Consider the following 23,100-nt stretch of genomic DNA (forward strand, 5'->3'; position numbering starts at 1 on the left):
CCCGGGCCTGGTGTGGGCGTGCCCGCAGGGCCTGCCGCCGGGTCCACGGGGCGCACCCGCACCGGCGCGGGCGGATGAATGCCCGGCCTGCGCCGGGCCGTCCGCGCCGGCGACCGTAGCCGTGGGCACGGGGCCGGATTAAGTTCTGCCGTCCCCGGCGGGGCGTGGGCGTGCCCGCAGGGCCTGCCGCCGCGCCCACGGGGCGCACCCGCACCGGGGCGGGCAGACGGAAGCCGGCCTCCGCCGGGGTGGCGGGGCCGGCTCGGGAGGGGCGCCGGTCAGGCGCCCCGGCGCCCGGCGATCAGCCGGTAGACCAGGAGGACGATGACGGACCCGACGACGGCCGCGATCCACGTCGAAAGGTGGAAGAAGCCGTTGATCGAGTCCACCCCGAAGATCACCTTGCCGAGCCAGCCGCCGAGGAGACCGCCGACGATGCCGATCACCATCGTGATCAGGCAGCCTCCGGGGTCCCTCCCCGGGGTGATGGCCTTGGCGATGAGCCCGGCCAGCAGGCCGATCAGGATCCAGGCGATGATGCCCATGCGGAAGCGTGTCCTTTCAGCGGTTGAACTCGGTCAGGAAGGTCTTGCAGAACACCGGAAGGTCATCCGGTTTGCGGCTCGTGACGAGCGTGTTGGGGCCGGCCGTGCACACCTTCACCGTCTCGTCGACCCAGGTCCCGCCCGCGTTCTCGATGTCCGTGCGCAGGCTCGGCCACGAGGTCAGCGTCCGCCCGCGCACGCGGTCCGCCTCCACCAGCGTCCACGGCGCGTGGCAGATCGCCGCCACCGGCTTGCCGGCGTCGAAGAAGCTCCGTACGAAGCCCACCGCCTCGGTGTTCGTCCGCAGCGCGTCGGGGTTGGCCACGCCACCGGGAAGGACCAGTCCGTCGAAGTCCTCGGCGGTCGCCTGGGAGACCACGAGGTCGACGGGGAAGGTGTCCGCCTTGTCGAGGTGGTTGAACGCCTGGACGGTGCCCGGTTCGGTGGAGATGAGCTGCGGATTGCCGCCGGCGTCGATCACTGCTTGCCACGGCTCCGTGAGCTCCACTTGTTCGACGCCCTCCGTAGCCGTCAGAAACGCCACTCGCATCGGTCGGTCCTTCCTGTGCGAATCGGGATGAGTTCCGTGTTTCGGCTGTTCTCTCGTCTATCAGCCCCTTGCCGGGGACGGGCGTCTCAAACCAGCTCATTTCGTGCCGGAAACCGCGTGACCCTGCCCCCGGCCCGGTGGCGGGCGTGCGCGCCGGGCGGCCGGTGGGCCCGCGCGGGAGGGGGAGGGGGCACCGAGGGCCGGCGCGGAGCGGCCGCGGGCGCGGCCGGCGGGGCGCCCAGGAGGCGTTCTTCGTAGCGCCCGAGGGCCAGTACGGCGGCCAGCAGGGCGGGGGGAGTGAGCAGCGCGACGGCGAGCATGGTGGTCCTTTGCGTCGGGCGAACGTGTCCCTGTCGCGCGTGCCCCGTCACCGCGGCCGGAACCGGCCGGGGGCGGTGCCGCCCGGGACGGCTTCGACGGCGCGGTTCAGCTACGGCAGAGCCGCCGGTGGGCCAGGTAGGCCGCCGCGGCGGCGACGGTGCAGGCCGCCACCAGGACCGCGCGGCGGCTGTCCTGGAGGGAGAGGGCGAGCTGGGTCGCCTTCTCGCGGGCCGGCTGGGGCGGTACGTCTTCGGTCAGCTGTGCCACGGCGCGGGCTTCCTCTCGTACGTCGGCCGGAGCGCCGGCCGCAATGTCGGCGGGTCTCTCCAGCCGGGCTCACGGGGGCGACTCCGCCCAGGACTCCGGCCCGGGGCCGCGCCACTCGACGAGCTCGGGATCGCCGAGGTCCAGTTCGTCCGGGTCCTCCATCCCGGCCGCGCTGAGGAAGACGAGGATGTCGGACGGCTTGTGGGCCACGCCGATGGCGGTGCCGTCGTAGCGCACCCGGCGCCAGCCGTTCTCGTCGGGAGGGTAAATGACCAGTCGGGCGGACATGCCCCCATCCTCGGTCCGGTCGCCGCGTGCGGCGCCCGCTGTCGCGCGTACGGGTGGACGGGCCGGGCGCGGCCGGCCCCGGTGGTCCGGGCGGAGTGCGGCCTCCGTCGCGGCCGGGTCGGCCAAGACCGCACCCCGCACCGCGGCCCCTACCCCTTGCGGTTCCCGGGAAACGAGTCCGGGACGCGCCCCGCTCAGCCCGCCAGAGCGGTGTCCGCGCCGAGGCGGTCCAGCAGCCCCGGACGGTGCAGCTCCGCTATCGGCGCCAGCAGGTCCGGGTGGCGCAGCAGCGCAGCCGCGTCCCGGTCGTTCGCCGCGGGCTGGGTCAGGCGGCCGAAGGCCATCGGGACGGCGTCGGCGTGGTCCGTCCCGGCCAGGGCCGCCACCGCCGTCAGGGCGAGCGGGGGCGTGGTCAGCAGACACGCCGCCCAGCTGGCCACGACCTCGTCGACCCAGCTGCGCCACCCGTGCTCCGGCTCCTCCTCCGCGGAGGGGGCGTCCGCCCCGGTGATCCAGTCCAGTCGGGCCGAGCCGCCCGGCCCCGTGAGCGCGACCAGTTGCGCGTCGAGGTCCGTCGGGTACCGCAGCCACGCGGCGACCGTGACGGCCTGCCGGGCCTGGGCCTGTGCCAGACCGCGCTGGAGCGCGCCGGTGCCGGCCGGATAGGCGCGGGTCAGCCAGTGCGCCGTCGCCGCCATGAGCGGGGACAAGGAGGAGTCTGCGGGCACTGGTGACCGTCCGGGCGGAGAGGGAAGAGGGGGAATCGTCACGATAACGGCCGCATCGGCCCCATTGGAATGGCCCGGCCCGGATCGTGGCGTACGCCACGGACGCCGCGGCGGGCGGCTGCCGCCGGCCGTTCAGACGCGCAGCCGCAGCGGATGGTCCGCCGGGACCTCCACGACGGCGATCCGCACGCCGTCCGGGTCCTCGATCCACATCTCGATCAGCCCCCACGGCTCCCGCAGCGGCTCCCGCAGCACCGTGACCCCCTGTCCCGCCAGTTCCTCGTACGCCGCCCGCACGTCGGCGACCTGGAGCCACAGCCGCAGCCCCGGGGCGGGCGGGCCATCGGAACGGCCCGAAACCTCGAGGAACCCGCCGCCGAGGAAGTAGACCGTCCCGCGCTCCGGCCCCGTACCGAACTCGCGGTACACGGCGAGACCCAGCGCCCCGCCGTAGAACGCCCGTGACCGCCCGGGATCCGTGGGGCGCAGCAGGATCCTGCTGCCCAGTACGTGCACCATGCGGACGAACCTAGCCGCCGCCCGGGCCCCGCGGGGCGACGGCACGCGTACCAGGGAGTATCCGTGGCGGAACCGGGCAGACGCCCGGCAAACGCCGAGGAGGACCATGCGGCTGCGCACGAGTCACCCCGACCGGCCCGGCTACACCCGGGTACGCTACGGCCGGGGCTTTCGCTATCTGGACCTGACGGGGGCGCCGGTCACCGACCCGGCGGAGCGCGAGCGGCTGCGCTCCCTGGTGATCCCGCCCGCCTGGACCGACGTGTGGATCTGCCCGTGGCCCGGCGGTCACATCCAGGCCATGGGGACCGACGAGGCGGGCCGCAGGCAGTACCTGTACCACCCGGCGTTCCGTGAGCGGCAGGAAGCCGCCAAACACGCACACGTGCTGGACGTCGCGACGCGACTGCCGCTGCTGCGCAAGGGCATCGAACAGGACCTCGGGGCGCGCGGACTGGGCCGGGACCGCGTCCTGGCCTGCTCGGCGCGCCTCCTCGACCTGGGGTTCTTCCGCGTCGGCGGAGCCGCGTACCGGCGCGACCACCAGGCGTACGGGCTGACCACGCTGCTGCGGGAGCACGCCGTCTGCAGCCGGGGCGAGGTCTGTTTCTGCTACCCCGGCAAATCCGGGCAGGAGCAGACCCGTGCCCTGGTGGACCCCGCCGCCTACGCCGTCGTCAGGTCCCTGCTGCGCCGGCGCGACGGCCGGTCCCAGCTGTTCGTGTACCGCGAGGGGCGGGTCTGGCGCGACGTGCGCGCCGAAGACGTCAACGACTACCTGCGCGACAGGTCCGGTGCGGACATCACCGCGAAGGACTTCCGGACCTGGCACGCCACGGTCCTGGCCGCGGTCGCGCTCGCCGTCTCCGTCGACGTCGCGGGCGAGTCCCGGGCCCGGCGCGCGAAGGCGGTGGCGCGGGCGGTGCGCGAGGTGAGCGGCTACCTCGGCAACACGCCGGCGGTCTGCCGCTCCTCGTACATCAACCCGAGGCTCTTCGAGCTCTACGAGAACGGCGTCACGATCAAACCGGCACTGGACCTGCTCGGCGCCGACGTGACGTACGGGCACCCGGCCACCCACGGCGAGGTGGAGGCGGCGGTACTGGAGCTGCTCGGCTGAACCGGCGCTGCCCGCCGGACCTCCGCCGCGGGGCCGGGTGCCGCGTCCTCAGGTGCGCAGGTGGCTGTTCGTGCCGTCGTGGCCGTCGGCCTGGTCCTCGTTGAACCAGTAGTCCCCCGCGGCCAGGTACCGGAAGGTGTGCGTCTTCTTCCCGCTGAATTCGACGGTCACGGCGCGCAGCCCGTCCTCGCGGGGCGCCAGTACGTGGGTGCCGGGCTGCCAGCCGTTGAAGTCGCCCACCACGCTGACCGGCCCGGGCGGATTGTCGGCCGGAAGGACGAAGGTGACCTCGGTGCCGTTCTTGCGCCGCTTGCGTTCGAGCACGTGAAACTCCTTTGGCCGGAGGTGGGTGCGGCCACTGTGCCAGCGGGGTGACCGGCGACGGCCCTGGGCGCGTGGAACGGCGGAAGGTTTCACCCGTACGCCAACGCGTTGAAGAGGCCCTGGTCTTGCGGGCAGGGCCGGACGGGGCGCACCGGTGGCGCGGCGTACCTCCGGGTGGCCGATCCGGGGTGCGGGAGCCGGCGCCGGCCCGCAGCATGGCCCTGTCCACCCCCGATCGTTGAGGAGAACTGCGATGCCCCGAGGTTCCACCGGCAAGCGCGAGCGCCAGTACGAGCACATCAAGGAGTCCGGCGAGAAGCGCGGCATGTCCGAGGGCCGGGCCAAGGAGATGGCCGGCCGTACGGTGAACAAGGAAAGGACCAGGTCCGGCGAGACGAAATCCACGAGCCGCGGCTCCTCCCAGGGCTCGTCCGGTTCGTCCGGCGGCAGCCGCAGCTCAGGGAGCGGCTCGTCGGGACCCACCCGCGACGCGCTGTACGAAGAGGCGAAGAAGCGGGGCATCGAGGGCCGCTCCTCGATGAACAAGGACCAGCTGAAGAAAGCCCTCGGGCGCTGAGCGGTGGAGCGCCGCCGCCGTGGGGGCGCCGCCCGCGGCCCGGCCGCCCCCCCCCCGGGGGCCGCCCCCACCCCCCCCCCCGCGGGCGGGGGCCGCGCCCCCCGCGGGGGGGGGGCCCCCCCCCCGCGCGCGCCCCCCCACGCCGCGTGTGACCGGCCCCCGCGAGGGCCCCGGAGGACCCGAAGGAAAGGCGACGTGATGAACAGCGAAGCACGGCACGCGGACGACGCGGTGCTGGTGACGGCCACCGACTGCTCGCCGGAGTGCGCCCATGCCCTCATCGGGTTCCTGGAACGGGCCTTCCCCGATGACGAGGCGCGGGAGACGGCGCCGCAGGCCCGCCGGGAGCACGCGGGGGCGCCCACCGTCTGGAGCACGACCATCGACGCCGGCCGGCCGCCCGCGCCGACCGGACCCGTCGCGCTGGACGGGACGGTCCGGGTCGGGGTGCAGGGCGGCCCGCGCGCGGTGGACCGGGTCCTCTTCGCACTGACGGAAGCCTTCACCGTCGAGGCGAAGGGCACCGTCGCCGGGGACCAGGAGCGGGAGGTCGAGCTGCTGCTGCGCTCCCCGTGACGGCTCCTCGTGACGGGCCAACACCGGCGCGGACCGGGCCGGTTCCGCCACCGTGGGGTGGGGCCGCCGGGCGGGACCTTGTAGACTCCGTACCCATGTCGAAGCCTGACGACCTGCTCGTCGCCATCGCCGCCGCCGTGGAGTCGGAGCCGACCAATCAGATGGCCCTGACCGTCGTGGTGCACGGCGCCGTGATCACGGGCCGCCTCGCGCCGGAGAGCGTGTGGCGCCAGCGCGTGGCCGAGGTGCTCAAGGACTCGGACCAGCTCGGCGCCTTCGCGAACGTCTTCCTCGATTCGGGGACGATGGCCCCTTCCCCGCAGGTCGCCCCGCCCGCCTACCTCCACTTCCACGTGGCCCGGATCCTCCAGGGCACCGTGGGCATTCCGGAGACCGGCGGCATGTACCGGATCGCGGTCAAGGACGTCAGCGCATGGACGATGGGCGATTTCAGCTTCTCCGAGCGCTGAGGCCCGGCGCCCGGCGCGGCGCCGCCGCTCGGTCGGGACCCTCGGCGCTATTCGGGACCCTTGGCCGGGCCCTTCCCCTCGCGGGAGCGGTCCCGGTCCTGGCCGCCCTGCTCGGCACGCCGCCCCTGGGGCTCGCCGCCCTTCCCGCGCCCTTCGTCCTTCACCGGCTGGTCCACGTGGGGCTTGCGGCGCCTGGCCTCGGCCTCGTCGTGGTGCAGTGGCGCGCCGCCCGCGCCGCCCTGGTCGTCCATGACGCTCTCCTTCCGTGCGTTGCGGCGGATACGCGTCGGTCGCGTCCGTCGCCGGTGGGCGGCTACCCGCCCCCGCGCCGGCCATGCCGGAGCGTCGCCGGCTGCCGTGTGAGCCCCGCCGGAGGGGGTAGGCGCCCGGCGAGGGCCATTGCAGGAGAGCCGGGAAGGGCGTCGATCATGGCCGATGACAGCAACCTCCAGGGCGATGAGGTGTACCAGCCGCAGAACGGCGATCAGCGCGCCGAGTACCAGCCCGACATGGAGAACGCCCTGGACGAGCCGGACGCCGACCAGCGCCTCGACGAGGGCTACGACACCCCCGACCGGCCCCGCGCCGTCTCCCGCCACGGCACCACGGCGGCCGAGCAGCGCGAGGGCGAAACGCTGGATGAGCGCCTCGCCCAGGAGACCCCCGACGTCGGCGAAACCGGCCGGGACAGCGGCCCGCACCCCGAACCCTTCCCCGGCGAGAGCGTCGGCCGGCTCGCCCCCGTCGAGGACGAGTACCCCCGGCGCTCCATCGACGTACTGGCCCACGACGTCGGCGCCGACGGGGGAGCGGAGTCCGCGGAGGAGGCGGCGATGCACGTGGTGGGCCGGAACACCGCCCCTGAGCCCCACGAGGCCCCCCTGGGGCGACGGGACGACCCGCGCGAGCGGGAAGAGCGGAAGCCGTCCCACGACCGGACGCAATAGCGCGCCCCGCTCGGGGTAGGCGCCCGCCATGGACCTACGACGCACCGCACTCGGCACCGCCGGCAACGGCCCCGGCCCCGTACTGACCGCCATGGAGCGGCTTGAGCAGACGCCCGTGGCGGACGGTCTGATCGAGGCCGTCCGCCGCGTGGTGCGCGGGCTCCCGCTCGGGGCGGCCCGGGACGTCCTGCACGGCCGCCCGCTGGGCCACCCGGCGCACCCGCCGCTCGTCCAGGTGCCGCTCGGCGCCTGGTTCTCCTCGGCCGTCCTGGACCTGCTGCCCGGCCAGCGGCGGGCGGCCCACGCCCTCATCGGGGTGGGTGTGGTCACGGCGGTGCCCGCCGCCCTGGCCGGCTGGACCGACTGGGCGGAGCTGCCGCCCGAACAGGCCCGCGTGGGACTCGTCCACGCCCTCACGAACACCGTCGGCCTCTGCCTCTACACCGGTTCCTTCCTGGCCCGCGCCCGCGGCCGGACCTGGCGGGGCAGGGCCCTGTCCGCGGCAGGGCTGGCAGCCGTCTCGGCGGGCGGCGCCCTGGGCGGCCACCTGGCCTACCGCCAGGCCGCGGGCGCCAACCACGCCGAACACGTGGCCCACCTCGTCGGGGAGGGCTGGCACCGCGTCGGCCCGGTCGCGGACTTTCCCGTGGACCGGCCGTCCCGCGCCTCCGTCGACGGAGTGGACGTACTCGTCGTCCGCGCGTCGGACGGGGCCGTGCACATCCTCGCGGACCAGTGCGCGCACATGGCCGGACCGCTGTCCGAAGGCGAGATCAGCGACGGCTGCGTACGCTGCCCCTGGCACGGCAGCGTCTTCCGGCTCTCCGACGGCTGGAACGTCGAAGGCCCGGCCACCGCCCCGCAGCCGTCGTTCGAGACGCGCGTCGCCGACGGCCAGGTCGAGGCCCGGCTGCGCCCCTTCCACACCCCACGGTCGTCCTCCCCCTGAGAACGGGGCCCGGCCGCGCAAGACTCAGGAGGTGTAGTGCATGTCCAAGAACAGGAAGTCAGGACACCCGTCTCACGGTGAGGGTCCCAGTCGCCACGAGGGCACCGAACAGCACGGATGGTCTCCCGACGTGGACGCCACCCGTCAGCAGGACAACCCGAGCGCACACCGTTCCTTCCACGCCGACGAGTATGCGAACGAGGGCCCGGACCGGCGCTCCGGGACCAAGGCCTCGCCGACCAAGGCCGACGAGGGCACCCCGGTCAAGTCCGGCGGACGGCGCGGCGAGGACAAGAGCAAGGGCTCCGGCTCCGGTGACAAGGGCCACCACGACATGGGCGAGAAGGGCGCGTCACGACGCCCCAGCGGGACCAAGGACGCCTCCGCCTACACCGGCGTTGACCCCCAGGAGCCGCACGGCAAGCGCCGTGGCGGCTGACGCCTGCCGTCCCGCGGCACGACCGGCCGCGCCATGACGTACGACCACCCGAGGGTCCGGGTCCTCCTGGACGAGGACGGGGTCCGGGTGGTCGTGCTGTCGGGGGAGTTCGACATAGACAGCGTCGGCCCGCTGGCGGAGGTGCTCGCCGACGCCGCCCGGGAGGGCGTCCGGCGGGTGGTGGACATAGCCCGGGTCACCTTCGCCGACTCCTCGCTGCTGAACACCCTGCTCGCCGGGGACCGCGAGGACCACCTGGTCCTGGCCGGCCCCGTGCCGGAGCAGTTCGCGGGGCTCCTGCGGCTGCTCGACGCCGAATCCGCACTCGAGATCGCCCCCACCCTCGCCGAGGCCCGCGCCCGGTCGACGCCCTGACCGGTCCCGCGCCGGACGGTTCAGCCCAGCGCGGACGCGGCCACCGAGAGGTCGCCGACCAGTCCCCGGAACGCCGCTTCGCGGTCGTCCGAGCGCAGGACCGAGGAGGGGTGTACGGTCGCCAGCAGCTGCCCTTCCCACGCGTCGGCGGGATCGTCCGACAGGGCGGGCATCGGTCGCAGGACACCGCGCTGCTCGCCCACCTTGAAGGAGCTTCCGAGCAGGGCGCGGCCGGCTGTGGCGCCGAGCACGACCACGACCTCGGGCGTCACCAGGCGCAGTTCCGCCGCCAGCCACGGGCGGCAGGCGGACATCTCCCGCAGGCTGGGCGCCTTGTGGATCCGGCGCTTGCCCCGGGCGGCGGTCGTGAACTTGAAGTGCTTGACCGCGTTGGTCACGTACGTGTCCTCGTCGCCGAGGCCCGCCTCCTCCAGCGCCCGGTGCAGCAGCCGCCCCGCGGGGCCGACGAACGGCTCCCCCTGGCGGTCCTCCTGGTCCCCGGGCTGCTCACCGACCAGCAGCAGGCGGGCGTGCGCCGATCCGGCGCCGAACACCGTCTGGGTGGCGTTCTCGAACAGCGGGCACCCCTGGCAGTCGGCGGCGGCCCGGCGCAGGGCGGCGAGGCCACCGCGGCTCGGCAGGTAGGGACCGGCGTCGTACTGCCGTCCCGCTGCGGGCACGGTGCCGGTTCCGGCACCCGCGCCGTCGGCCATGGGGGCCACCTCCCTGCCGCGCCCTGAGGCCGGCTGTGGCGATTGGTCCGCCCTGCGTTCTTCACCGCAGGGCGGCACGCGGCTTCTGCCCGCCGACGCCGTCGGCAAACCCGGACACCCGTTAGTCGGCTACGGGTTCGGCCCGTTCCCGGACCGCGTGCATACAGGCGGCGCAGTAGTGGTCGGCGGCGGGTTCCGTTGCCGGGAGCGGGTGGCGGCCCGGGCTGAGGAGGGATCCGCAGAGGGTGCTGAGGGTGGTGTCCTTGGCTATCACGTGCCACAGCAGGTGGCCCCGCTCGGCGCCGGACTCGGCGCGCATCTCGTACATGGGCGTACCTCTTTCATGCTCGACGCGGCAGAGGGAACGGCCTGCTGTCCATGAGAGCGCGCCGTGCGCGAAGGGGCCAATGGGGGTAGACCAGTAGGAGGAAAACGAGGCGGGTGAGGTTTGGCGGGCGCTGGGATCCGCCGCCGGCATCGCCACGGGAGGAGGGTGCCCCATGGCCTGGGCGTCGTGGACGACGACGGGGATCTACCCGGGAGCCGGCGGTGTCCGTACGGAGGAAGCGGGCGTGATCGCGGGCAACCTGACGGTGCACACCACCTGGACGGGCGCCGCGGCCCAGGTGGCCGTCCAGTACAGCGGCTCGTCGGACTGGTTCACGCTGTCCGGGAGCCCCGTCGAGTGCGACTCGGAGCAGGAGAGCCGGGACCTGCACCAAGCGGTGGTCGAGGCGCTCCGCGACGGAGGCGGCGCCGGCGTCCCGGCCGAATGGGCCGGCCGCGTGGCATGAGGCGGGCCGCCTCCGCGCGGGCGGCGGTGCCTCAGGTCACGGGGTCCGGAGCGGGCACCGGGCCGGGCAGCGGGCCGGGCGCGGGCAACGGGTCGGGGCCCGGCGCGGGCGCCGGCTGCGGGTCGGGCTGCGGCTGCGGCGGCGCCGGCGGCACCGGGTCGGGGCCGCCCGGCCCCGGGACCGGACCCGGCAGGGGACCCGGCTGCGGTCCGGGGCCGGGACCGGGCGCGGGGGTCGGATTGGGAGGTACGGGATCGTTCGGAGGGGTGGCCATGGCGCCCTTCTCGGCTCGGGCCGGTCTCGGACGACCGGCTCTGACGGTGGACTCTCGTCAGGCGGTTACCCGGAGCACGCGCACTGACACGGCACTCCGTCGAGCCGGACGCTGTCAGTCGTCGGAGTCGGAGTCGGGGCCGGAATCGGGGCCGGGGCCGGAGTCGTCGGCGGCGGCGAGTTCGAGGGCGAGCGCCTGGAGGATCTCCTGCGCGGACATGTCGGGGTCCGCCTCGTCGTAGGCGTCCGCGACGGCCTCGAAAGCCAGTACGAAACCGGTGACGAGGGCGCTCCACGGGCCGGACAACTGGTCCAGCACGGCGAGCCCGATCTCCGCCGCATCGGCCTCGGCGGGTACCAGGAACTCCGCCGGCGTCACCTCGCTGAGCAGGGCGGAGACGTAGTCCCTGCCGATATCGCCGCGCACCCCGGTGAGCACCGCGATGGCCTTCAGCTTGATCTCGTTCTCGGTCATCCGGCGAGAGTAGGGGTTAACGGGCGCGCCGACCTGCTGGCATGCCGGGCACGGACACGGGCGAAGGAGGCCCGCCCCGGGGCCGGCCCCACCGGTACGGCGCCCGCAGGCGGGAGGGCCGGTCGGGGCGGTCGGCCGCCAGGAGTTCCTCGGCCGCCCGGAGCGCCAGACGGGTGCTGCGCCGGCCCATGAGCACGCAGAGGGTGTACGAGGCGTCGTCCAGCCGGCTGCGAGTCCGGCGTCGTCCGGCGTCGTCCGGCGCCGCGGAGGCGGCCCGGCGCAGCGTACGGAAGCGGTGCAGGTGCCCGCGCAGGAGGGCCGGGTCGGGCAGCGGCCCGGGGAAGACGGGATCCGGCGGCGGAACCGGCGCCGCCAGGGTGTGCTCGACCAGCGACCGCAGCACCTTTTCCACCAGCGGCGACCGGCCGGTCCGGAGGCCCGCTGCTCCCCGCCTGGCGGCACAGTGCGATCGCGGCGCGGGCGGCCACCGGCAGCCCCACCCCCGCCCGGCCGGCCGTGTCGGCCAGGATGCGGCGCGCGGTTTCGGCGCCGCACGGTACGAAGGCCATCAGTGCCCCGGTGGCGGAGCCGATGACGGCGGCGGCGCCCGCCGACGCCGGGTCCGGCCCCGTCCCGTCCGGCGGGGCGACGGTCGCCGGGGGCGGCCGGCCCGCTGGGGTGTCGTTCATCCGCCGACTCCTTCGATGCGTGCGCCCCGCCCGGCCGGTCCGCACCGTGACGCACGTGCGCGGCGGCGGGAGTGGCCGAAGGGGTGAGAATCGCCGCCGGCCGCCCCGCGGTACCGGCCGGGCGAACGCGAATGGCACATGATGACGCAGGGCGGGCCCCCGGACCCCGAGACCCGAGGGTCCGCTCCTGCGGGGAACCGGCCCCCGGCCTCCGGCCGGTGAAGGGGACCCGTCCGGGCGACCTGTACGGAAACCGGGCCCGTGGGCTGCCGGGGGAGGACCACGGTCAGGCGGGCACGATGTTCTCGGCCTGCGGCCCCTTCTGGCCCTGGGTGACCTCGAACGTCACCGCCTGCCCCTCCCACAGCTCCCGAAAACCGGTAGCGTTGATCGCTGAGTAGTGGGCGAAGACATCGGGGCCGCCCCCGTCCTGCGCGATGAAGCCGAAGCCCTTTTCCGCGCTGAACCACTTCACCGTTCCGGTAGCCACACAGGTCCCTCTCCTCGGCGGTCGGCCTTCCACAGCACGCGGAACGCCCGAACGACGGGAAGGTACAACGCGAGCGCACCGGTTCCGAACACAAAACGGCGGCACACGCGACCTCACCCGTACGGCCTACCCCCGCCGGACGCCGCGCCCCGGCCGGGCCGGCCGTCACAGGGACCGGAACGCCTCGCGGTGCGCGGCGAGCCAGGTGGCGAAGTCCTGGAGCGCGGGATTGAGCGCCCGGATGGCGGCCACGTCCCTCGCATGGGTGAACCGGTCCGCGCATTCGGCGTAGTACTGGAACATGTTGCCGACCTCGTCGGCCGCCGGGAAGCCGAGCGCGCGGTAGGCGTCGGGGTCCATCGGGGAGTACCGCACCGGCTCACCGACGGCGTCGGAGAGCGCCGCCGCGATGTCCGCGACCGGCAGGTGCTCACCCGCGATGCTCACCGTCGCGCCGATCAGGTCGGTGCCCCGTTCGAACACGGCCAGCGCGGTCCTGCCGATGTCGTCGGCGGCGATGCCCGACAGCCGGCTGCCGCCCATCGGGAGGACCAGCTCCAAAGTGCCGTCCTGGCCCCGGTGCGGGGCGAACATCGTGTACAGGTTCTCCCAGTAGAACGTCGTGCGCAGGAAGGTGGTCGGCGCACCGGCCTCGGGGAAGTAGCGGTCGGCCTCCGCCTTCGCGTCGAAGTGCGGCACCTTGTACGAGCCCTGGAGCGTGGGCATGCGGTCGTCGTCCAGCGGGATGCACTCCCGGGTGTCCTCCAGTGTCGACCAGACGGCGTGCTGCACCCCGGCGTGTCCGGTCGCCCGGGCGAGGGAGGCGGCCTGCCGCTTCTCCCGCTCCGCCGACATGTGCTCCCAGAAGTTGGTCACCAGGTAGGCCCCGTACGCCCCTTCGAGGACGGGCCCGAGGGTGGCCTCGTCGTCCATGTCGGCCCGGACCACGTCCGCGCCGAGCCGCGCCAGTTCCCGCGCCCGGTCCGAATCCGGGTCGCGGGTGACCGCGCGTGCCGAGAACCCGCTGCCGGGGGCCGCGAGGATCGCCCGTACCAGTCCTCCGCCTTGCGCGCCCGTCGCGCCGAACACCGTGATGACGCGCTTCCCTGCCATCGCCGACCTCCCTCTCGTAACCATCCGTCCGAGCGGACGGATGGTTACGGACTGTATGCGCGCGGGCCCGCCGGTCCGGGAGCGGGCGCGCCCGGCGCACGAGTACGCCACTCCGTCGCGCGGCCCCGCCGAGCACCGCCGCACCGCCGAGTGGCAGCGCCCGCCGACCGCTTTCGAGTGACGCCCGCGCTCGGCCTCGCAGCGCACCGCCCGGCGGTCCCCGAGCATCGCAGGCGGCCGGAGAACCCGGCCTACGGTGCGCGAAGGCGCCTGGCCGCTGGGAGACCGAGTGCACATCCTGCTCGTCGCGAGCGCGTTCAACAGCCTGACGCAGCGCGTCCACGCCGAACTGCGCGACCACGGCCACCGCGTCGCCGTCGAACTCGCGCTGCCCGGTGACTCCTTGACCGACGCCGCGCGCCGCCACCGGCCCGACCTGATCATCGCGCCGATGCTGAAGACGGCCGTGCCCCGCGAGGTCTGGTCCACCCGCACGTGTCTGATCGTCCACCCGGGGCCGGTCGGAGACCGCGGCCCCTCCTCGCTCGACCGGGCCGTCCAGGAGGGCGTCACGCACTGGGGCGTCACCGTCCTGCAAGCGGATGCCGAGATGGACGCCGGCGACGTCTGGGCCTTCGCCGAGTGCCCCGTGCCCGAACTGGCCAAGAGCGACCTCTACCGCGGGGAGATCGCCGACGCGGCGCTGCGGGCCGTCCTGCTCGCCGTCGACCGCTTCGCCTCGGGGACGTACACCCCCACCCCGCAGACCACCCACCGCACCCGGCCCTACCTGCGCCAGGACGAGCGCCGCATCGACTGGGCCGCCGACCCCACCGACCGGGTCCTGCGCGTCCTGCGGGCCGCCGACTCCCAGCCCGGCGTACGGGACGAACTGCTCGGCGGTGTGTGGTTCCTGCACGGGGGCCACCCCGAGGACCGGCTGCGCGGCCGCCCCGGCGAACTGCTGGCCACCCGGGCGGGCGCGATCTGCCGGGCGACCGCCGACGGCGCGGTGTGGATCCCCGAGCTGCGGGCCCGCCGGGAGCCGGGGGAGCCCGTCCCGGTCAAGCTGCCCGCCACGCTGGCACTGGGCGACCGGCTGCCCCCGCTGCCCGAGGACCCCGCACCGCCCTGGGCCGGTCCCCGGCGGCGTACCTGGTCCGACATCGGCTACCGGGAGGAGGGTCCGGCCGGTTTCCTGTCGTTCTCCTTCCCCGGCGGGGCGATGAGCACCGACCGGTGCCGCCGCCTGCTGGACGCCTACCGGGCCGCCTGTGCCCGGCCCACCTCCGTCCTGGTCCTCGGCGGCGGCCGCGACTTCTTCTCCAACGGCATCCACCTCGGCGTCATCGAGGCGGCCGCCGACCCCGCCGCGGAGTCCTGGGCGAACATCACGGCGATGGACGACCTGGTCGAGGCCGTCCTGACCACCACCGACCGGGTCGTCGTCGCGACCCTCGGCGGCAACGCCGCCGCCGGAGGCGCGATGCTCGCGCTGGCGGCCGACGAGGTCTGGTGCCGCTCCGGTGTCGTCCTCAACCCGCACTACCGGCTGATGGGCCTCTACGGCTCCGAGTACTGGACGTACACGCTGCCCCGCCGCGTCGGCCCCGCCGTCGCCGAGCGGCTCACCACCGACGCGCTGCCGCTGAGCGCCGCCGCGGCGGCCGGGCTCGGGCTGGTCGACCGTACGGTGCCGTGCGCGCCGGCGGAGTTCGCCGCCGAAACCGCCCGGCTGGCCGGGCTGCTGGCCGAGTCCCCCGCGGTCCATTCCCGGATCGCGGCGAAGAAGGAGCTGCGCGAGCGGGACGAGGCGAAGAACCCGCTGGCCGCCTACCGGGAGGCGGAGCTGGCCCGGATGCGCGCCACCTTCCTCGACCCGCAGGCCCCCTACCACGCGCTGCGCCGTGCCTTCGTCCGCAAGGAGCCCGCCGCCGCCACCCCGCCGCACCTGGTCCGTACGGTGCCGGCCGGGCGGCGGCCCCCGGCGGACCCGGTCACCGCACTGGCCGTACAAGACAGCACACCGACCGCCGGTCCCTGTTACGAAGAAGGGTGAGCGGAGTGCCCGTCCCCGGCTCCCCCTCACTCCACCTCCCCGAATTCCTGCCCAAGGAGGCATCCTCATGGATGCAGCAACGCCGAGCACGGTAGAGGATCCCCCCATCCACATCCTCTGGATCAACGCGGGGCTGAGCTGCGACGGCGACTCGGTGTCCCTGACCGCGGCGATGCAGCCCAGCATCGAAGAAATCGTGATGGGCGTGCTGCCGGGTCTCCCCAAGATCGCGGTGCACTGGCCCCTGATCGACTTCGAGTGCGGCCCCGTCGGCGGCGCGGACACGTTCATCGAGTGGTTCTTCAAGGGCGAGCGCGGGGAGATCGACCCCTTCGTCCTCGTGATCGAGGGGTCCGTCCCGAACGAGAAGATCAAGGCGGACGGCTACTGGTGCGGCTTCGGGGACGACCCCGAGACGGGCCAGCCCATCACGACCAGCGAGTGGATCGACCGGCTGGCGCCCAAGGCCCTCGCCGTCGTGGCCATCGGCACCTGCGCCACGTACGGCGGCATCCACGCGATGGAGGGCAACCCCACCGGTGCCATGGGCGTACCGGACTACCTGGGCTGGGACTGGACTTCGAAGGCCGGCATCCCGATCGTGTGCGTACCGGGCTGTCCCATCCAGCCGGACAACTTCTCCGAGACGCTCACCTACCTGCTCTACCAGGCGGCCGGCTCCGCGCCGATGATCCCGCTCGACGACAAGCTGCGCCCGACCTGGCTGTTCGGCGCCACCGTCCACGAGGGCTGCGACCGGGCCGGCTACTACGAGCAGGGCCAGTTCGCGCACACCTACGACTCGCCGCAGTGCCTGGTCAAGCTGGGCTGCTGGGGCCCCGTAGTCAAGTGCAACGTGCCCAAGCGCGGCTGGATGAACGGCATCGGCGGCTGTCCGAACGTCGGCGGCATCTGCATCGCCTGCACCATGCCCGGCTTCCCGGACAAGTTCATGCCGTTCATGGACGAGCCGCCCGGCGCCAAGGTGTCCAGCAAGGCCAGCGGCGCGTACGGCGCCGTCGTGCGCAAGCTGCGCTCGATGACGGCGCACACCGTGGACCAGGAACCGAAGTGGCGGCACACCGGGGAGCGGCTCACCACCGGCTACCGGCCGCCCTGGTGACCGGTACGTCCCCGCCCCCACCGCACACCCCCGCAGTTCCCGCAGAGCCCGCTCCGAAGAAGGGTCACGGCAGACACGATGGCACCGAAGACGAAGGCGTCCGGCGACGGCTTGGTGGAGATGGCCTGGGATCCGATCACCCGGATCGTGGGCAGTCTCGGTATCCATACGAAGATCGACTTCAAGCAGAAGCGGGTGGCGGAGTGCTACAGCACCTCGTCGGTCTTCCGCGGCTACAGCGTCTTCATGCGCGGCAAGGACCCCCGCGACGCGCACTTCATCACCAGCCGCATCTGCGGGATCTGCGGCGACAACCACGCCACCTGTTCCGTCTACACGCAGAACATGGCCTACGGGGTGAAGCCGCCCCACCTCGCCGAGTGGATCATCAACCTCGGTGAGTCGGCGGAGTACATGTTCGACCACAACATCTTCCAGGAGAACCTGGTCGGGGTCGACTACTGCGAGAAGATGGTCCGGGAGACCAACCCCGGCGTCCTGGAGCTGGCCGAGCGCACCGAGGCCCCGCACGCCGGTGACCACGGCTACCGCACGATCGCCGACATCATGCGCTCCCTCAACCCCATCGAGGGCGAGTTCTACCGCGAGGCCCTCCAGGTCAGTCGCTACACGCGTGAGATGTTCTGCCTGATGGAGGGCCGCCACGTACACCCCTCCACGCTGTACCCGGGCGGCGTCGGCACCATCGCCTCGGTCCAGCTCTTCACGGACTACATGAGCCGCCTCATGCGGTACGTCGAGTTCATGAAGCGCGTCGTCCCCCTCCACGACGACCTGTTCGACTTCTTCTACGAGGCGCTGCCCGGTTACGAGGAGGTCGGCCGGCGCCGCGTCCTGCTCGGCTGCTGGGGTGCCCTCAACGACCCCGAGTACTGCGACTTCACGTACGCCAACATGTCCGACTGGGGACGGAAGATGTTCGTCACCCCGGGCGTGGTGGTGGACGGCAAACTCGTCACCAACGACCTCACCGAGATCAACCTCGGCATCCGCATCCTGCTGGGCAGCTCGTACTACGACGACTGGGCGGGCCAGGAGAAGTTCGTCACCCACGACCCGCTCGGCAACCCGGTCGACTCCCGCCACCCCTGGAACCAGCACACCATCCCCGCCCCGCAGAAGCGCGACTTCGACGGCAAGTACAGCTGGGTGATGTCACCGCGCTGGTTCGACGGCAAGGACCACCTGGCCCTCGACACCGGCGGCGGCCCGATCGCCCGCCTGTGGTCCACGGCCCTGTCCGGGCTGGTAGACGTCGGCTACGTCAAGGCCACCGGCCACAGCGTCGTCATCAACCTGCCCCGGACGATGACCAAGCCGGAGACCACCTTCGAGTGGAAGATCCCGAAGTGGAGCAACGCGCTGGAGCGCAACCGCGCCCGCACGTACTTCCAGGCCTACGCCGCCGCCATCGCCCTGCACTGCGCCGAGAAGGGCCTGGAGGAGGTCCGTGCCGGCCGTACCCAGACCTGGGAGAAGTTCGAAGTGCCGGACGAGTCCATCGGAGTCGGTTTCACCGAGGCCGTCCGGGGCGTGCTCTCGCACCACATGGTGATCCGCGACGGCAAGATCGCCAACTACCACCCCTATCCGCCCACCCCGTGGAACGCCAGCACCCGCGACACCTTCGGGACGCCCGGCCCCTACGAGGACGCGGTGCAGAACACCCCGATCTTCGAGGAGAACACCCCGGAGAACTTCAAGGGCATCGACATCATGCGCGCCGTGCGCAGCTTCGACCCCTGTCTGCCCTGCGGCGTCCACATGTACGTCGGCAACGGGCAGACCGTGAAGCAGATGCACGTGCCCACCGGCCTGAGCGGACTGGGCGGATGAGCGCCCCGGCCGACTCCCTCCAGACCGGCCGCCGGGTCGAGGAGGTCCTCGACCGGCTGGCCGACACCGGCGACCGGGAGGTCTGCGCCGCCGCCGAGGAACTGGTGCGCGTCCTCATGGACTTCTACGGCTCCGGGCTCGCCCGCATCACCTCGCGGCTCGCCCCCGCCGCCCTCGCCCCGCTGCTGGACGACGAACTCGTCTCCAGCCTGCTGGCCCTGCACGACCTGCACCCCGAGGACGTGCACACCCGGATCGCCCGCGCCCTGGACGCCCTCGGCGACCCGGTCGAACTGCTCGGCTACGACGAGACCTCGGGCACGCTGCGCCTGCGGCCCGCCGCGAGCGGCGGCTGCGGCTGCGGCAGCACCGGCGACGGCGTACGGCAGGCCGCCGAGGCCGCGCTGGCCGCCTTCGCACCCGAGGTGACCACCGTCGAACTGGAGCCGGCCGGCGCACCGCCACAGCCGCTGCTCCAGATCGGCACCCGCCCGCAGGCCCCGGTCCGGGTGCCGTGAGCGCGCCCCGCACTTGGGCCCCGCCGTCCGCGCGGACGGCGGGGCCGCCCGGTCTGCGCCGGTTCACCCGGCCGCGTGAACCCCGGCCCGAGAGCTGCGAACTGTGCGGGGCGGCGATCGCCGAGGACGGCCACCGCCACCTGGTCGAGACCGAGAAGCGGGCGCTCGTCTGCGCCTGTACCGCCTGCGCCCTGCTGTTCGACCGGCCGGGCGCCGCCACCGGCCGCTACCGGGCCGTCCCCGACCGCTACCTCCACGACCCCGGCCACCGGCTCGACGACGGCGCCTGGGAACTCCTGCAGATCCCGGTGGGCGTCGCGTTCTTCTTCCGCAACGCGGCCCTGGACCGGCTCGTCGCGCTCTACCCGAGCCCGGCCGGGGCCACCGAGAGCGAACTGGACCCCGCCACCTGGCAGTCGGCACTCGGCGACAGCGCCCTGGCCGCCCTGCTGCGGCCGGACGTCGAGGCGCTGCTGCTGCGCCGCCGCGAGGGCCGTACCGACTGCTACCTCGTCCCGATCGACGTCTGCTACGAGCTGGTCGGCCGGATGCGGCTGCTCTGGCAGGGTTTCGACGGCGGTGCCGAGGCGCGGGCCGCACTCGACGGCTTCTTCGACGGGGTAGAACGCCGCGCCAAGGTCCCGGCGGGGGAGGTCGCGCCGTGACGGAGTTCGGCTTCACCTGCACCGGAGTGCGCGCGGACCCGTACGCCGCCGGGCCCACGCTCGTCTTCCGCCTCGCCGTCACCGCCTCCGGGGACACCCGGGTGCACGCGCTGGCCCTGCGCTGCCAGATCCGGATCGAACCGGCCCGGCGGAGCTACGGGGACGCGGAGGCGCAGGGCCTGGTCGACCTGTTCGGCGAGCGCTCCCGCTGGGGCAACACCCTCCAGCCCGTGCAGTTCGCGCAGGTCACGCTGATGGTGCCGAGCTTCACCGGGTCCACCGAGGTGGACCTGGCCGTGCCCTGCACCTACGACATGGACATCGCCGCGACCCGGTACTTCACCGCCCTGGACGACGGTGAGGCACCCCTGCTCATGCTGTTCTCCGGCACCGCCTTCACCGGGGCCGGCGGCTTCCACGTCGAGCCGGTCCCCTGGGACCGCGAAGCGGCGTACCGGATGCCGGTGACGGTGTGGCAGGAGATGATCGAGCAGCACTTCCCCGGCTGTGGCTGGCTGCGGCTGCCCCGCGACGCCATGGACGAGCTGCTCGCCTACCGCTCCCGGCACGCGCTCGCCTCCTGGGAGGCGACCGTACGCGCCCTCCTCGCCGGAGCCGGAGCCGGGGCCGGGACCGCGGCCACCGCCACCACAGCCGCGACGGCCGCCACAGCCGCCCGGCCGACCCCGCCCGAGCGGCTGCGCGCGGGACTGCTGCCCCGTGTCGGCGAGCGGACGGCGCCATGACCGCCACCGCGCTCGACGCGCGCTTCGAGACCGCCCGGCAGGTGGCCGACGCCGTCCTCTTCGAGGGGTACGTGCTCTACCCCTACCGGGCCTCGGCCGCCAAGAACCGGCTGCGCTGGCAGTTCGGCGTGCTCGTGCCCCCCGCCTGGGCGCCCGTGCACGGCGAGCACTGCCTCCAGCAGACCGAGCTCCTGATGGAACCCAAGGGGGGCGCCACCCTCGCCGTGGAACTCAGGTTCCTGCACGCGCAGCGACGTACCGTCCAACAGGCGGCGGCCGACGGCACTTTCACCGACGTCGCAGAACTGCACCTCCCCGACCGCGTCCTCGTCCCCTGGGACGAGGGCACCGAGGAACGCGTCGAGCTCACCGTCGACGTGACGGAACTGGCGGGCGACGGCGTCAGCCTGCCCTTCACCCGCCCCGCCGGCGAGGAGACCGAGCCGGTCGTCGGCGCCGACGGCCGGACGGTCGGCCGCCTCGTGCGGCGCACCGAGGAGATCAGCGGCGTCCTGCGGCTGCGCGCGAGCGAACTCGACTGCGCCTACCGGGCGTCCAAACTCACCGCGGTCGTGGAGAACACCAGCGGCTGGCAGCCCGGGACCGAGGGCGCGGGCCGCGACGCGGCGCTGTCCCGCTCCCTGGTCGCCGCCCACCTCCTGCTCGGGCTCGACGCGGGCCGCTTCCTGTCGATGACCGACCCGCCCGAGTGGGCCAAGGGCGTCACCGCGGGCTGCGTCAACCGCCACACCTGGCCGGTCCTGGCCGGGGAAGCAGGCCGCGCCGACGTCGTCCTGTCCTCCCCGATCATCCTGGAGGACCACCCGGGCATCGCCCCCGAGAGCATCGGCGCGATGTACGACGCTACCGAGATCGACGAGATCCTCGCGCTGCGCACCGCGGCCCTGACCGACGAGGAGAAGCGCGAGGCACGCGGGACCGACCCCCGGGCCGCCGCCGTGATCGACCTCGCCGAGTCCATGCCGCCTGAGGTGCTCGAACGGCTGCACGGCGCGGTCCGGGCCCTGCGCGAGATCACCGGCCCCGACGCGGCGCCGGACGCCGCCACGGGACTCGAACCCCCGGGCGCGCAGCCGGTGTTCAGGCCCGAGACCCCCTGGTGGGACCCGGCCCGCGCGGACACCGCCGGGCCGGTCCCCGACCGGGTCCTCGTCGACGGCGTCCCGGTGGGCGTGGGCAGCCGGGTCCTGCTGCGGCCGGGCCTGCGGCGCACCGACGCCCAGGACCTGTTCGTACGGGGGCGGGCCGCCCGGGTGGAGGCCGTCCTGCACGACGTCGACGGCGGCGTGCACCTCGCGGTCACCGTCGAAGGCGACCCCGGCGCCGACATCCGGCGCGAGCAGGGCCGGTTCCTGTACTTCCAGCCCGACGAGGTCGCACCCCTGGAGGAGCGGTGACGGGCGGGACCCTGGTCGCCGGGATCGGCAACGTGTTCCTCGGCGACGACGGGTTCGGCGTCGAGACGGTGCGCCACCTGGCCGCGCGGCCGCTGCCCCGGCACGTCGAGGTGGTGGACTTCGGCGTCCGCGGCGTCCACCTCGCCTACCAGCTCCTCGACGGCTACGACACCCTCGTCCTGGTCGACGCCACCGCGCGCGGCGGCGCCCCCGGCACCCTCTACCTGATCGAGGCCGGGGAACCGGGGGCCGCCCCGGGCGGCGCCGTCCTGGACGGCCACCACATGTCCCCGGACGCCGTGCTGGCCCTGCTCGGCACCCTGTGCGCCGGTACGGGCGGCACCCCGCCCCGCCGCACGCTCGTCGTGGGCTGCGAACCGGAGTCCGTCGAAGAGGGCATCGGCCTGAGCGGACCGGTGGCCGCGGCGGTGCCGGAGGCCGTACGGATGGTCCTGGAACTGGTGCACAACGATCCGGCCGCAGCGCCGGCCCGAACCGAGGAGAGAACCAGATGAAGAAGGCCGTCCTCTGCGGCGCGACGATCGCCGCCCTGCTGGTGGTGGCCGTGCAGATCGCCCCCGACGTCAAACGCTACCTGCGCATCCGCAACATGTGAGCCCCCGCGTCCGCGCCGCACGACGCGTCACCGCCCGCCCCGGCGCCCGAACGGCGTACGGGGCGGGCCGCGTGTCGGCGTGCCCGACCGCTCCGCCGCCGCCGTGCCGCTCTAATGAGGCCCGGCAGAACGGAGCCCGATGCACGAGATGTCGATCGCCATGGCCGTGGTGAGCCAGGTGGAAGAAGCGGCCCGAGCCGCCGGTGCGCACACGGTGAGCGCCGTCCGGCTCCAGGTGGGGGAACTCGCCGGGGTGGTCCCCGACGCCCTCGCCTTCTGCTTCGAACTCGCCTGCGCCGGAACGCCCCTGGAGGGCGCCGCCCTCACCGCCGAGGCCGTCGCCGCCCGCGCCCGCTGCACCTCCTGTACGGGTGACTGGGCCGTCGGCATGCCGCCCGACCTGTGCTGCCCCGCGTGCGGCAGCGCCACCGGCACCGAACTGGTCTCGGGACGCGAGCTGCGGATCCTGGACGTCACCTGGGACGACGAGCCGGAGGACGCCACGGTCCCCGCCCCCGCGCACACCCGCCAACCGATCTCCGAGGAGCGCTGAACC

The 23,100-nt window shown here is 73.8% G+C and carries 34 protein-coding genes; 20 read left to right on the top strand and 14 right to left on the bottom strand.

The window, feature by feature from the left end:
• Positions 1–278 precede the first annotated feature (278 nt).
• The 6 genes from ACWGH1_RS20590 to ACWGH1_RS20615 all read right to left on the bottom strand — a co-directional run bounded on the left by ACWGH1_RS20590 (position 279) and on the right by ACWGH1_RS20615 (position 3,218).
• Positions 279–545 (bottom strand): GlsB/YeaQ/YmgE family stress response membrane protein, encoded by a 267-nt coding sequence (locus ACWGH1_RS20590; RefSeq protein WP_190184415.1) that lies wholly within the window; start codon positions 543–545, stop codon positions 279–281.
• Between the two features lie 16 nt (positions 546–561).
• On the bottom strand, positions 562–1,095 hold the full coding sequence (locus tag ACWGH1_RS20595) for a type 1 glutamine amidotransferase domain-containing protein (RefSeq protein ID WP_453356055.1): 534 nt from the start codon (positions 1,093–1,095) through the stop codon (positions 562–564).
• Between the two features lie 426 nt (positions 1,096–1,521).
• Entirely contained in the window at positions 1,522–1,683 is a 162-nt protein-coding gene (locus ACWGH1_RS20600) for a hypothetical protein (RefSeq protein WP_453356056.1), read from the bottom strand.
• Positions 1,684–1,752: 69 nt separating this feature from the next.
• Positions 1,753–1,971, bottom strand: coding sequence for a hypothetical protein (locus tag ACWGH1_RS20605; RefSeq protein WP_453356057.1), 219 nt, complete (start codon positions 1,969–1,971; stop codon positions 1,753–1,755).
• A gap of 194 nt (positions 1,972–2,165) precedes the next feature.
• Complete coding sequence (locus ACWGH1_RS20610) at positions 2,166–2,669, bottom strand: hypothetical protein (RefSeq protein WP_453356062.1); 504 nt, start codon at positions 2,667–2,669, stop codon at positions 2,166–2,168.
• Positions 2,670–2,831: 162 nt separating this feature from the next.
• A complete protein-coding gene (locus tag ACWGH1_RS20615) occupies positions 2,832–3,218 on the bottom strand; it encodes a VOC family protein (protein ID WP_453356058.1) in 387 nt (128 codons plus the stop codon).
• A 106-nt stretch (positions 3,219–3,324) separates the two neighbouring features.
• On the opposite strand from ACWGH1_RS20615, the gene ACWGH1_RS20620 reads away from it, so the two are divergent.
• The gene (locus ACWGH1_RS20620; RefSeq protein ID WP_453356059.1) at positions 3,325–4,338 is read left to right on the top strand and encodes a DNA topoisomerase IB; all 1,014 of its coding nucleotides are present in this window, start codon (positions 3,325–3,327) and stop codon (positions 4,336–4,338) included.
• A 48-nt stretch (positions 4,339–4,386) separates the two neighbouring features.
• On the opposite strand, the gene ACWGH1_RS20625 is transcribed toward ACWGH1_RS20620, so the two are convergent.
• Positions 4,387–4,662 (bottom strand): isoamylase early set domain-containing protein, encoded by a 276-nt coding sequence (locus ACWGH1_RS20625; RefSeq protein ID WP_453356060.1) that lies wholly within the window; start codon positions 4,660–4,662, stop codon positions 4,387–4,389.
• A gap of 253 nt (positions 4,663–4,915) precedes the next feature.
• Between ACWGH1_RS20625 and ACWGH1_RS20630 the strand changes: the two genes are divergently transcribed.
• The 3 genes from ACWGH1_RS20630 to ACWGH1_RS20640 all read left to right on the top strand — a co-directional run bounded on the left by ACWGH1_RS20630 (position 4,916) and on the right by ACWGH1_RS20640 (position 6,285).
• A complete protein-coding gene (locus ACWGH1_RS20630; protein ID WP_453356061.1) occupies positions 4,916–5,239 on the top strand; it encodes a plasmid stabilization protein in 324 nt (107 codons plus the stop codon).
• Positions 5,240–5,437: 198 nt separating this feature from the next.
• Positions 5,438–5,815 (top strand): hypothetical protein, encoded by a 378-nt coding sequence (locus ACWGH1_RS20635; protein ID WP_453408884.1) that lies wholly within the window; start codon positions 5,438–5,440, stop codon positions 5,813–5,815.
• A gap of 95 nt (positions 5,816–5,910) precedes the next feature.
• Entirely contained in the window at positions 5,911–6,285 is a 375-nt protein-coding gene (locus ACWGH1_RS20640) for a hypothetical protein (protein WP_453355936.1), read from the top strand.
• Positions 6,286–6,332: 47 nt separating this feature from the next.
• On the opposite strand, the gene ACWGH1_RS20645 is transcribed toward ACWGH1_RS20640, so the two are convergent.
• Positions 6,333–6,536 carry a hypothetical protein gene (locus tag ACWGH1_RS20645; RefSeq protein WP_453355935.1) on the bottom strand — a complete coding sequence of 68 codons (204 nt, stop codon included), beginning with the start codon at positions 6,534–6,536 and terminating at the stop codon, positions 6,333–6,335.
• 177 nt (positions 6,537–6,713) lie between these two features.
• On the opposite strand from ACWGH1_RS20645, the gene ACWGH1_RS20650 reads away from it, so the two are divergent.
• The 4 genes from ACWGH1_RS20650 to ACWGH1_RS20665 all read left to right on the top strand — a co-directional run bounded on the left by ACWGH1_RS20650 (position 6,714) and on the right by ACWGH1_RS20665 (position 8,995).
• Complete coding sequence (locus ACWGH1_RS20650; RefSeq protein WP_453355934.1) at positions 6,714–7,232, top strand: DUF5709 domain-containing protein; 519 nt, start codon at positions 6,714–6,716, stop codon at positions 7,230–7,232.
• Positions 7,233–7,260: 28 nt separating this feature from the next.
• A complete protein-coding gene (locus ACWGH1_RS20655; protein WP_453355933.1) occupies positions 7,261–8,181 on the top strand; it encodes a Rieske 2Fe-2S domain-containing protein in 921 nt (306 codons plus the stop codon).
• A gap of 130 nt (positions 8,182–8,311) precedes the next feature.
• Positions 8,312–8,620 (top strand): hypothetical protein, encoded by a 309-nt coding sequence (locus ACWGH1_RS20660; protein WP_453355932.1) that lies wholly within the window; start codon positions 8,312–8,314, stop codon positions 8,618–8,620.
• 33 nt (positions 8,621–8,653) lie between these two features.
• A complete protein-coding gene (locus ACWGH1_RS20665) occupies positions 8,654–8,995 on the top strand; it encodes an STAS domain-containing protein (protein ID WP_453355931.1) in 342 nt (113 codons plus the stop codon).
• 20 nt (positions 8,996–9,015) lie between these two features.
• Here the strand turns inward: ACWGH1_RS20665 and ACWGH1_RS20670 are convergent, their stop codons facing one another.
• Positions 9,016–9,708 carry a UdgX family uracil-DNA binding protein gene (locus tag ACWGH1_RS20670; protein WP_453355930.1) on the bottom strand — a complete coding sequence of 231 codons (693 nt, stop codon included), beginning with the start codon at positions 9,706–9,708 and terminating at the stop codon, positions 9,016–9,018.
• Positions 9,709–9,829: 121 nt separating this feature from the next.
• On the bottom strand, positions 9,830–10,036 hold the full coding sequence (locus tag ACWGH1_RS20675; protein WP_453355929.1) for a hypothetical protein: 207 nt from the start codon (positions 10,034–10,036) through the stop codon (positions 9,830–9,832).
• Positions 10,037–10,208: 172 nt separating this feature from the next.
• On the opposite strand from ACWGH1_RS20675, the gene ACWGH1_RS20680 reads away from it, so the two are divergent.
• A complete protein-coding gene (locus ACWGH1_RS20680; RefSeq protein WP_453355928.1) occupies positions 10,209–10,502 on the top strand; it encodes a hypothetical protein in 294 nt (97 codons plus the stop codon).
• Positions 10,503–10,890: 388 nt separating this feature from the next.
• On the opposite strand, the gene ACWGH1_RS20685 is transcribed toward ACWGH1_RS20680, so the two are convergent.
• From ACWGH1_RS20685 to ACWGH1_RS20700, 4 genes are all read right to left on the bottom strand, one after another.
• Entirely contained in the window at positions 10,891–11,250 is a 360-nt protein-coding gene (locus ACWGH1_RS20685; protein ID WP_453357771.1) for a hypothetical protein, read from the bottom strand.
• Between the two features lie 16 nt (positions 11,251–11,266).
• Entirely contained in the window at positions 11,267–11,653 is a 387-nt protein-coding gene (locus ACWGH1_RS20690) for a DUF5133 domain-containing protein (protein WP_453357772.1), read from the bottom strand.
• Between the two features lie 572 nt (positions 11,654–12,225).
• Positions 12,226–12,429, bottom strand: a complete 204-nt coding sequence (locus ACWGH1_RS20695; RefSeq protein ID WP_453355084.1) for a cold-shock protein — start codon at positions 12,427–12,429, stop codon at positions 12,226–12,228.
• A gap of 165 nt (positions 12,430–12,594) precedes the next feature.
• Entirely contained in the window at positions 12,595–13,542 is a 948-nt protein-coding gene (locus ACWGH1_RS20700; RefSeq protein WP_453355085.1) for an NmrA/HSCARG family protein, read from the bottom strand.
• Between the two features lie 55 nt (positions 13,543–13,597).
• Here ACWGH1_RS20700 and ACWGH1_RS20705 point away from each other — a divergent pair, with 55 nt between their 5' ends.
• From ACWGH1_RS20705 to ACWGH1_RS20755, 11 genes are all read left to right on the top strand, one after another.
• Entirely contained in the window at positions 13,598–13,723 is a 126-nt protein-coding gene (locus ACWGH1_RS20705) for a hypothetical protein (RefSeq protein ID WP_453355086.1), read from the top strand.
• Between the two features lie 108 nt (positions 13,724–13,831).
• Positions 13,832–15,601, top strand: a complete 1,770-nt coding sequence (locus ACWGH1_RS20710) for an enoyl-CoA hydratase-related protein (RefSeq protein WP_453355087.1) — start codon at positions 13,832–13,834, stop codon at positions 15,599–15,601.
• Between the two features lie 67 nt (positions 15,602–15,668).
• Positions 15,669–16,724 (top strand): NADH-quinone oxidoreductase subunit B family protein, encoded by a 1,056-nt coding sequence (locus ACWGH1_RS20715; RefSeq protein WP_453355088.1) that lies wholly within the window; start codon positions 15,669–15,671, stop codon positions 16,722–16,724.
• A gap of 78 nt (positions 16,725–16,802) precedes the next feature.
• Positions 16,803–18,581, top strand: a complete 1,779-nt coding sequence (locus ACWGH1_RS20720) for a nickel-dependent hydrogenase large subunit (protein ID WP_453355089.1) — start codon at positions 16,803–16,805, stop codon at positions 18,579–18,581.
• Positions 18,578–19,099 (top strand): hypothetical protein, encoded by a 522-nt coding sequence (locus tag ACWGH1_RS20725; RefSeq protein ID WP_453355090.1) that lies wholly within the window; start codon positions 18,578–18,580, stop codon positions 19,097–19,099. Before ACWGH1_RS20720 ends, ACWGH1_RS20725 begins: the two co-directional genes overlap by 4 nt.
• Positions 19,096–19,764, top strand: a complete 669-nt coding sequence (locus ACWGH1_RS20730) for a DUF5947 family protein (RefSeq protein ID WP_453408885.1) — start codon at positions 19,096–19,098, stop codon at positions 19,762–19,764. The genes ACWGH1_RS20725 and ACWGH1_RS20730 overlap by 4 nt, the downstream gene beginning before the upstream one ends.
• Positions 19,761–20,510, top strand: coding sequence for a DUF6084 family protein (locus ACWGH1_RS20735; RefSeq protein ID WP_453355210.1), 750 nt, complete (start codon positions 19,761–19,763; stop codon positions 20,508–20,510). The genes ACWGH1_RS20730 and ACWGH1_RS20735 overlap by 4 nt, the downstream gene beginning before the upstream one ends.
• Positions 20,507–21,928: a hypothetical protein gene (locus tag ACWGH1_RS20740; protein ID WP_453355209.1), complete on the top strand. Its 1,422-nt coding sequence runs from the start codon at positions 20,507–20,509 to the stop codon at positions 21,926–21,928. The genes ACWGH1_RS20735 and ACWGH1_RS20740 overlap by 4 nt, the downstream gene beginning before the upstream one ends.
• Entirely contained in the window at positions 21,925–22,443 is a 519-nt protein-coding gene (locus tag ACWGH1_RS20745; protein ID WP_453355208.1) for a hydrogenase maturation protease, read from the top strand. The genes ACWGH1_RS20740 and ACWGH1_RS20745 overlap by 4 nt, the downstream gene beginning before the upstream one ends.
• Positions 22,440–22,544, top strand: a complete 105-nt coding sequence (locus ACWGH1_RS20750; protein WP_453355207.1) for a DUF6893 family small protein — start codon at positions 22,440–22,442, stop codon at positions 22,542–22,544. The genes ACWGH1_RS20745 and ACWGH1_RS20750 overlap by 4 nt, the downstream gene beginning before the upstream one ends.
• A gap of 139 nt (positions 22,545–22,683) precedes the next feature.
• Complete coding sequence (locus ACWGH1_RS20755) at positions 22,684–23,097, top strand: hydrogenase maturation nickel metallochaperone HypA/HybF (RefSeq protein ID WP_453355206.1); 414 nt, start codon at positions 22,684–22,686, stop codon at positions 23,095–23,097.
• Positions 23,098–23,100 lie beyond the last annotated feature (3 nt).

Source organism: Streptomyces sp. NPDC054883 (genome assembly GCF_053610645.1).

Bases quoted from the DNA above. Each gene is read 5' to 3' on its own strand.
- ACWGH1_RS20650 (WP_453355934.1), top strand. From the start codon at position 6,714: ATGGCCGATGACAGCAACCTCCAGGGCGATGAGGTGTACCAGCCGCAG.
- ACWGH1_RS20645 (WP_453355935.1), bottom strand. From the start codon at position 6,536: ATGGACGACCAGGGCGGCGCGGGCGGCGCGCCACTGCACCACGACGAG.
- ACWGH1_RS20755 (WP_453355206.1), top strand. From the start codon at position 22,684: ATGCACGAGATGTCGATCGCCATGGCCGTGGTGAGCCAGGTGGAAGAA.
- ACWGH1_RS20740 (WP_453355209.1), top strand. From the start codon at position 20,507: ATGACCGCCACCGCGCTCGACGCGCGCTTCGAGACCGCCCGGCAGGTG.
- ACWGH1_RS20675 (WP_453355929.1), bottom strand. From the start codon at position 10,036: ATGTACGAGATGCGCGCCGAGTCCGGCGCCGAGCGGGGCCACCTGCTG.
- ACWGH1_RS20605 (WP_453356057.1), bottom strand. From the start codon at position 1,971: ATGTCCGCCCGACTGGTCATTTACCCTCCCGACGAGAACGGCTGGCGC.
- ACWGH1_RS20655 (WP_453355933.1), top strand. From the start codon at position 7,261: ATGGACCTACGACGCACCGCACTCGGCACCGCCGGCAACGGCCCCGGC.
- ACWGH1_RS20720 (WP_453355089.1), top strand. From the start codon at position 16,803: ATGGCACCGAAGACGAAGGCGTCCGGCGACGGCTTGGTGGAGATGGCC.
- ACWGH1_RS20750 (WP_453355207.1), top strand. From the start codon at position 22,440: ATGAAGAAGGCCGTCCTCTGCGGCGCGACGATCGCCGCCCTGCTGGTG.
- ACWGH1_RS20670 (WP_453355930.1), bottom strand. From the start codon at position 9,708: ATGGCCGACGGCGCGGGTGCCGGAACCGGCACCGTGCCCGCAGCGGGA.
- ACWGH1_RS20610 (WP_453356062.1), bottom strand. From the start codon at position 2,669: ATGGCGGCGACGGCGCACTGGCTGACCCGCGCCTATCCGGCCGGCACC.
- ACWGH1_RS20700 (WP_453355085.1), bottom strand. From the start codon at position 13,542: ATGGCAGGGAAGCGCGTCATCACGGTGTTCGGCGCGACGGGCGCGCAA.
- ACWGH1_RS20595 (WP_453356055.1), bottom strand. From the start codon at position 1,095: ATGCGAGTGGCGTTTCTGACGGCTACGGAGGGCGTCGAACAAGTGGAG.
- ACWGH1_RS20725 (WP_453355090.1), top strand. From the start codon at position 18,578: ATGAGCGCCCCGGCCGACTCCCTCCAGACCGGCCGCCGGGTCGAGGAG.
- ACWGH1_RS20665 (WP_453355931.1), top strand. From the start codon at position 8,654: ATGACGTACGACCACCCGAGGGTCCGGGTCCTCCTGGACGAGGACGGG.
- ACWGH1_RS20705 (WP_453355086.1), top strand. From the start codon at position 13,598: ATGCGCGCGGGCCCGCCGGTCCGGGAGCGGGCGCGCCCGGCGCACGAG.
- ACWGH1_RS20615 (WP_453356058.1), bottom strand. From the start codon at position 3,218: ATGGTGCACGTACTGGGCAGCAGGATCCTGCTGCGCCCCACGGATCCC.
- ACWGH1_RS20685 (WP_453357771.1), bottom strand. From the start codon at position 11,250: ATGACCGAGAACGAGATCAAGCTGAAGGCCATCGCGGTGCTCACCGGG.
- ACWGH1_RS20620 (WP_453356059.1), top strand. From the start codon at position 3,325: ATGCGGCTGCGCACGAGTCACCCCGACCGGCCCGGCTACACCCGGGTA.
- ACWGH1_RS20640 (WP_453355936.1), top strand. From the start codon at position 5,911: ATGTCGAAGCCTGACGACCTGCTCGTCGCCATCGCCGCCGCCGTGGAG.
- ACWGH1_RS20630 (WP_453356061.1), top strand. From the start codon at position 4,916: ATGCCCCGAGGTTCCACCGGCAAGCGCGAGCGCCAGTACGAGCACATC.
- ACWGH1_RS20635 (WP_453408884.1), top strand. From the start codon at position 5,438: ATGAACAGCGAAGCACGGCACGCGGACGACGCGGTGCTGGTGACGGCC.
- ACWGH1_RS20590 (WP_190184415.1), bottom strand. From the start codon at position 545: ATGGGCATCATCGCCTGGATCCTGATCGGCCTGCTGGCCGGGCTCATC.
- ACWGH1_RS20715 (WP_453355088.1), top strand. From the start codon at position 15,669: ATGGATGCAGCAACGCCGAGCACGGTAGAGGATCCCCCCATCCACATC.
- ACWGH1_RS20680 (WP_453355928.1), top strand. From the start codon at position 10,209: ATGGCCTGGGCGTCGTGGACGACGACGGGGATCTACCCGGGAGCCGGC.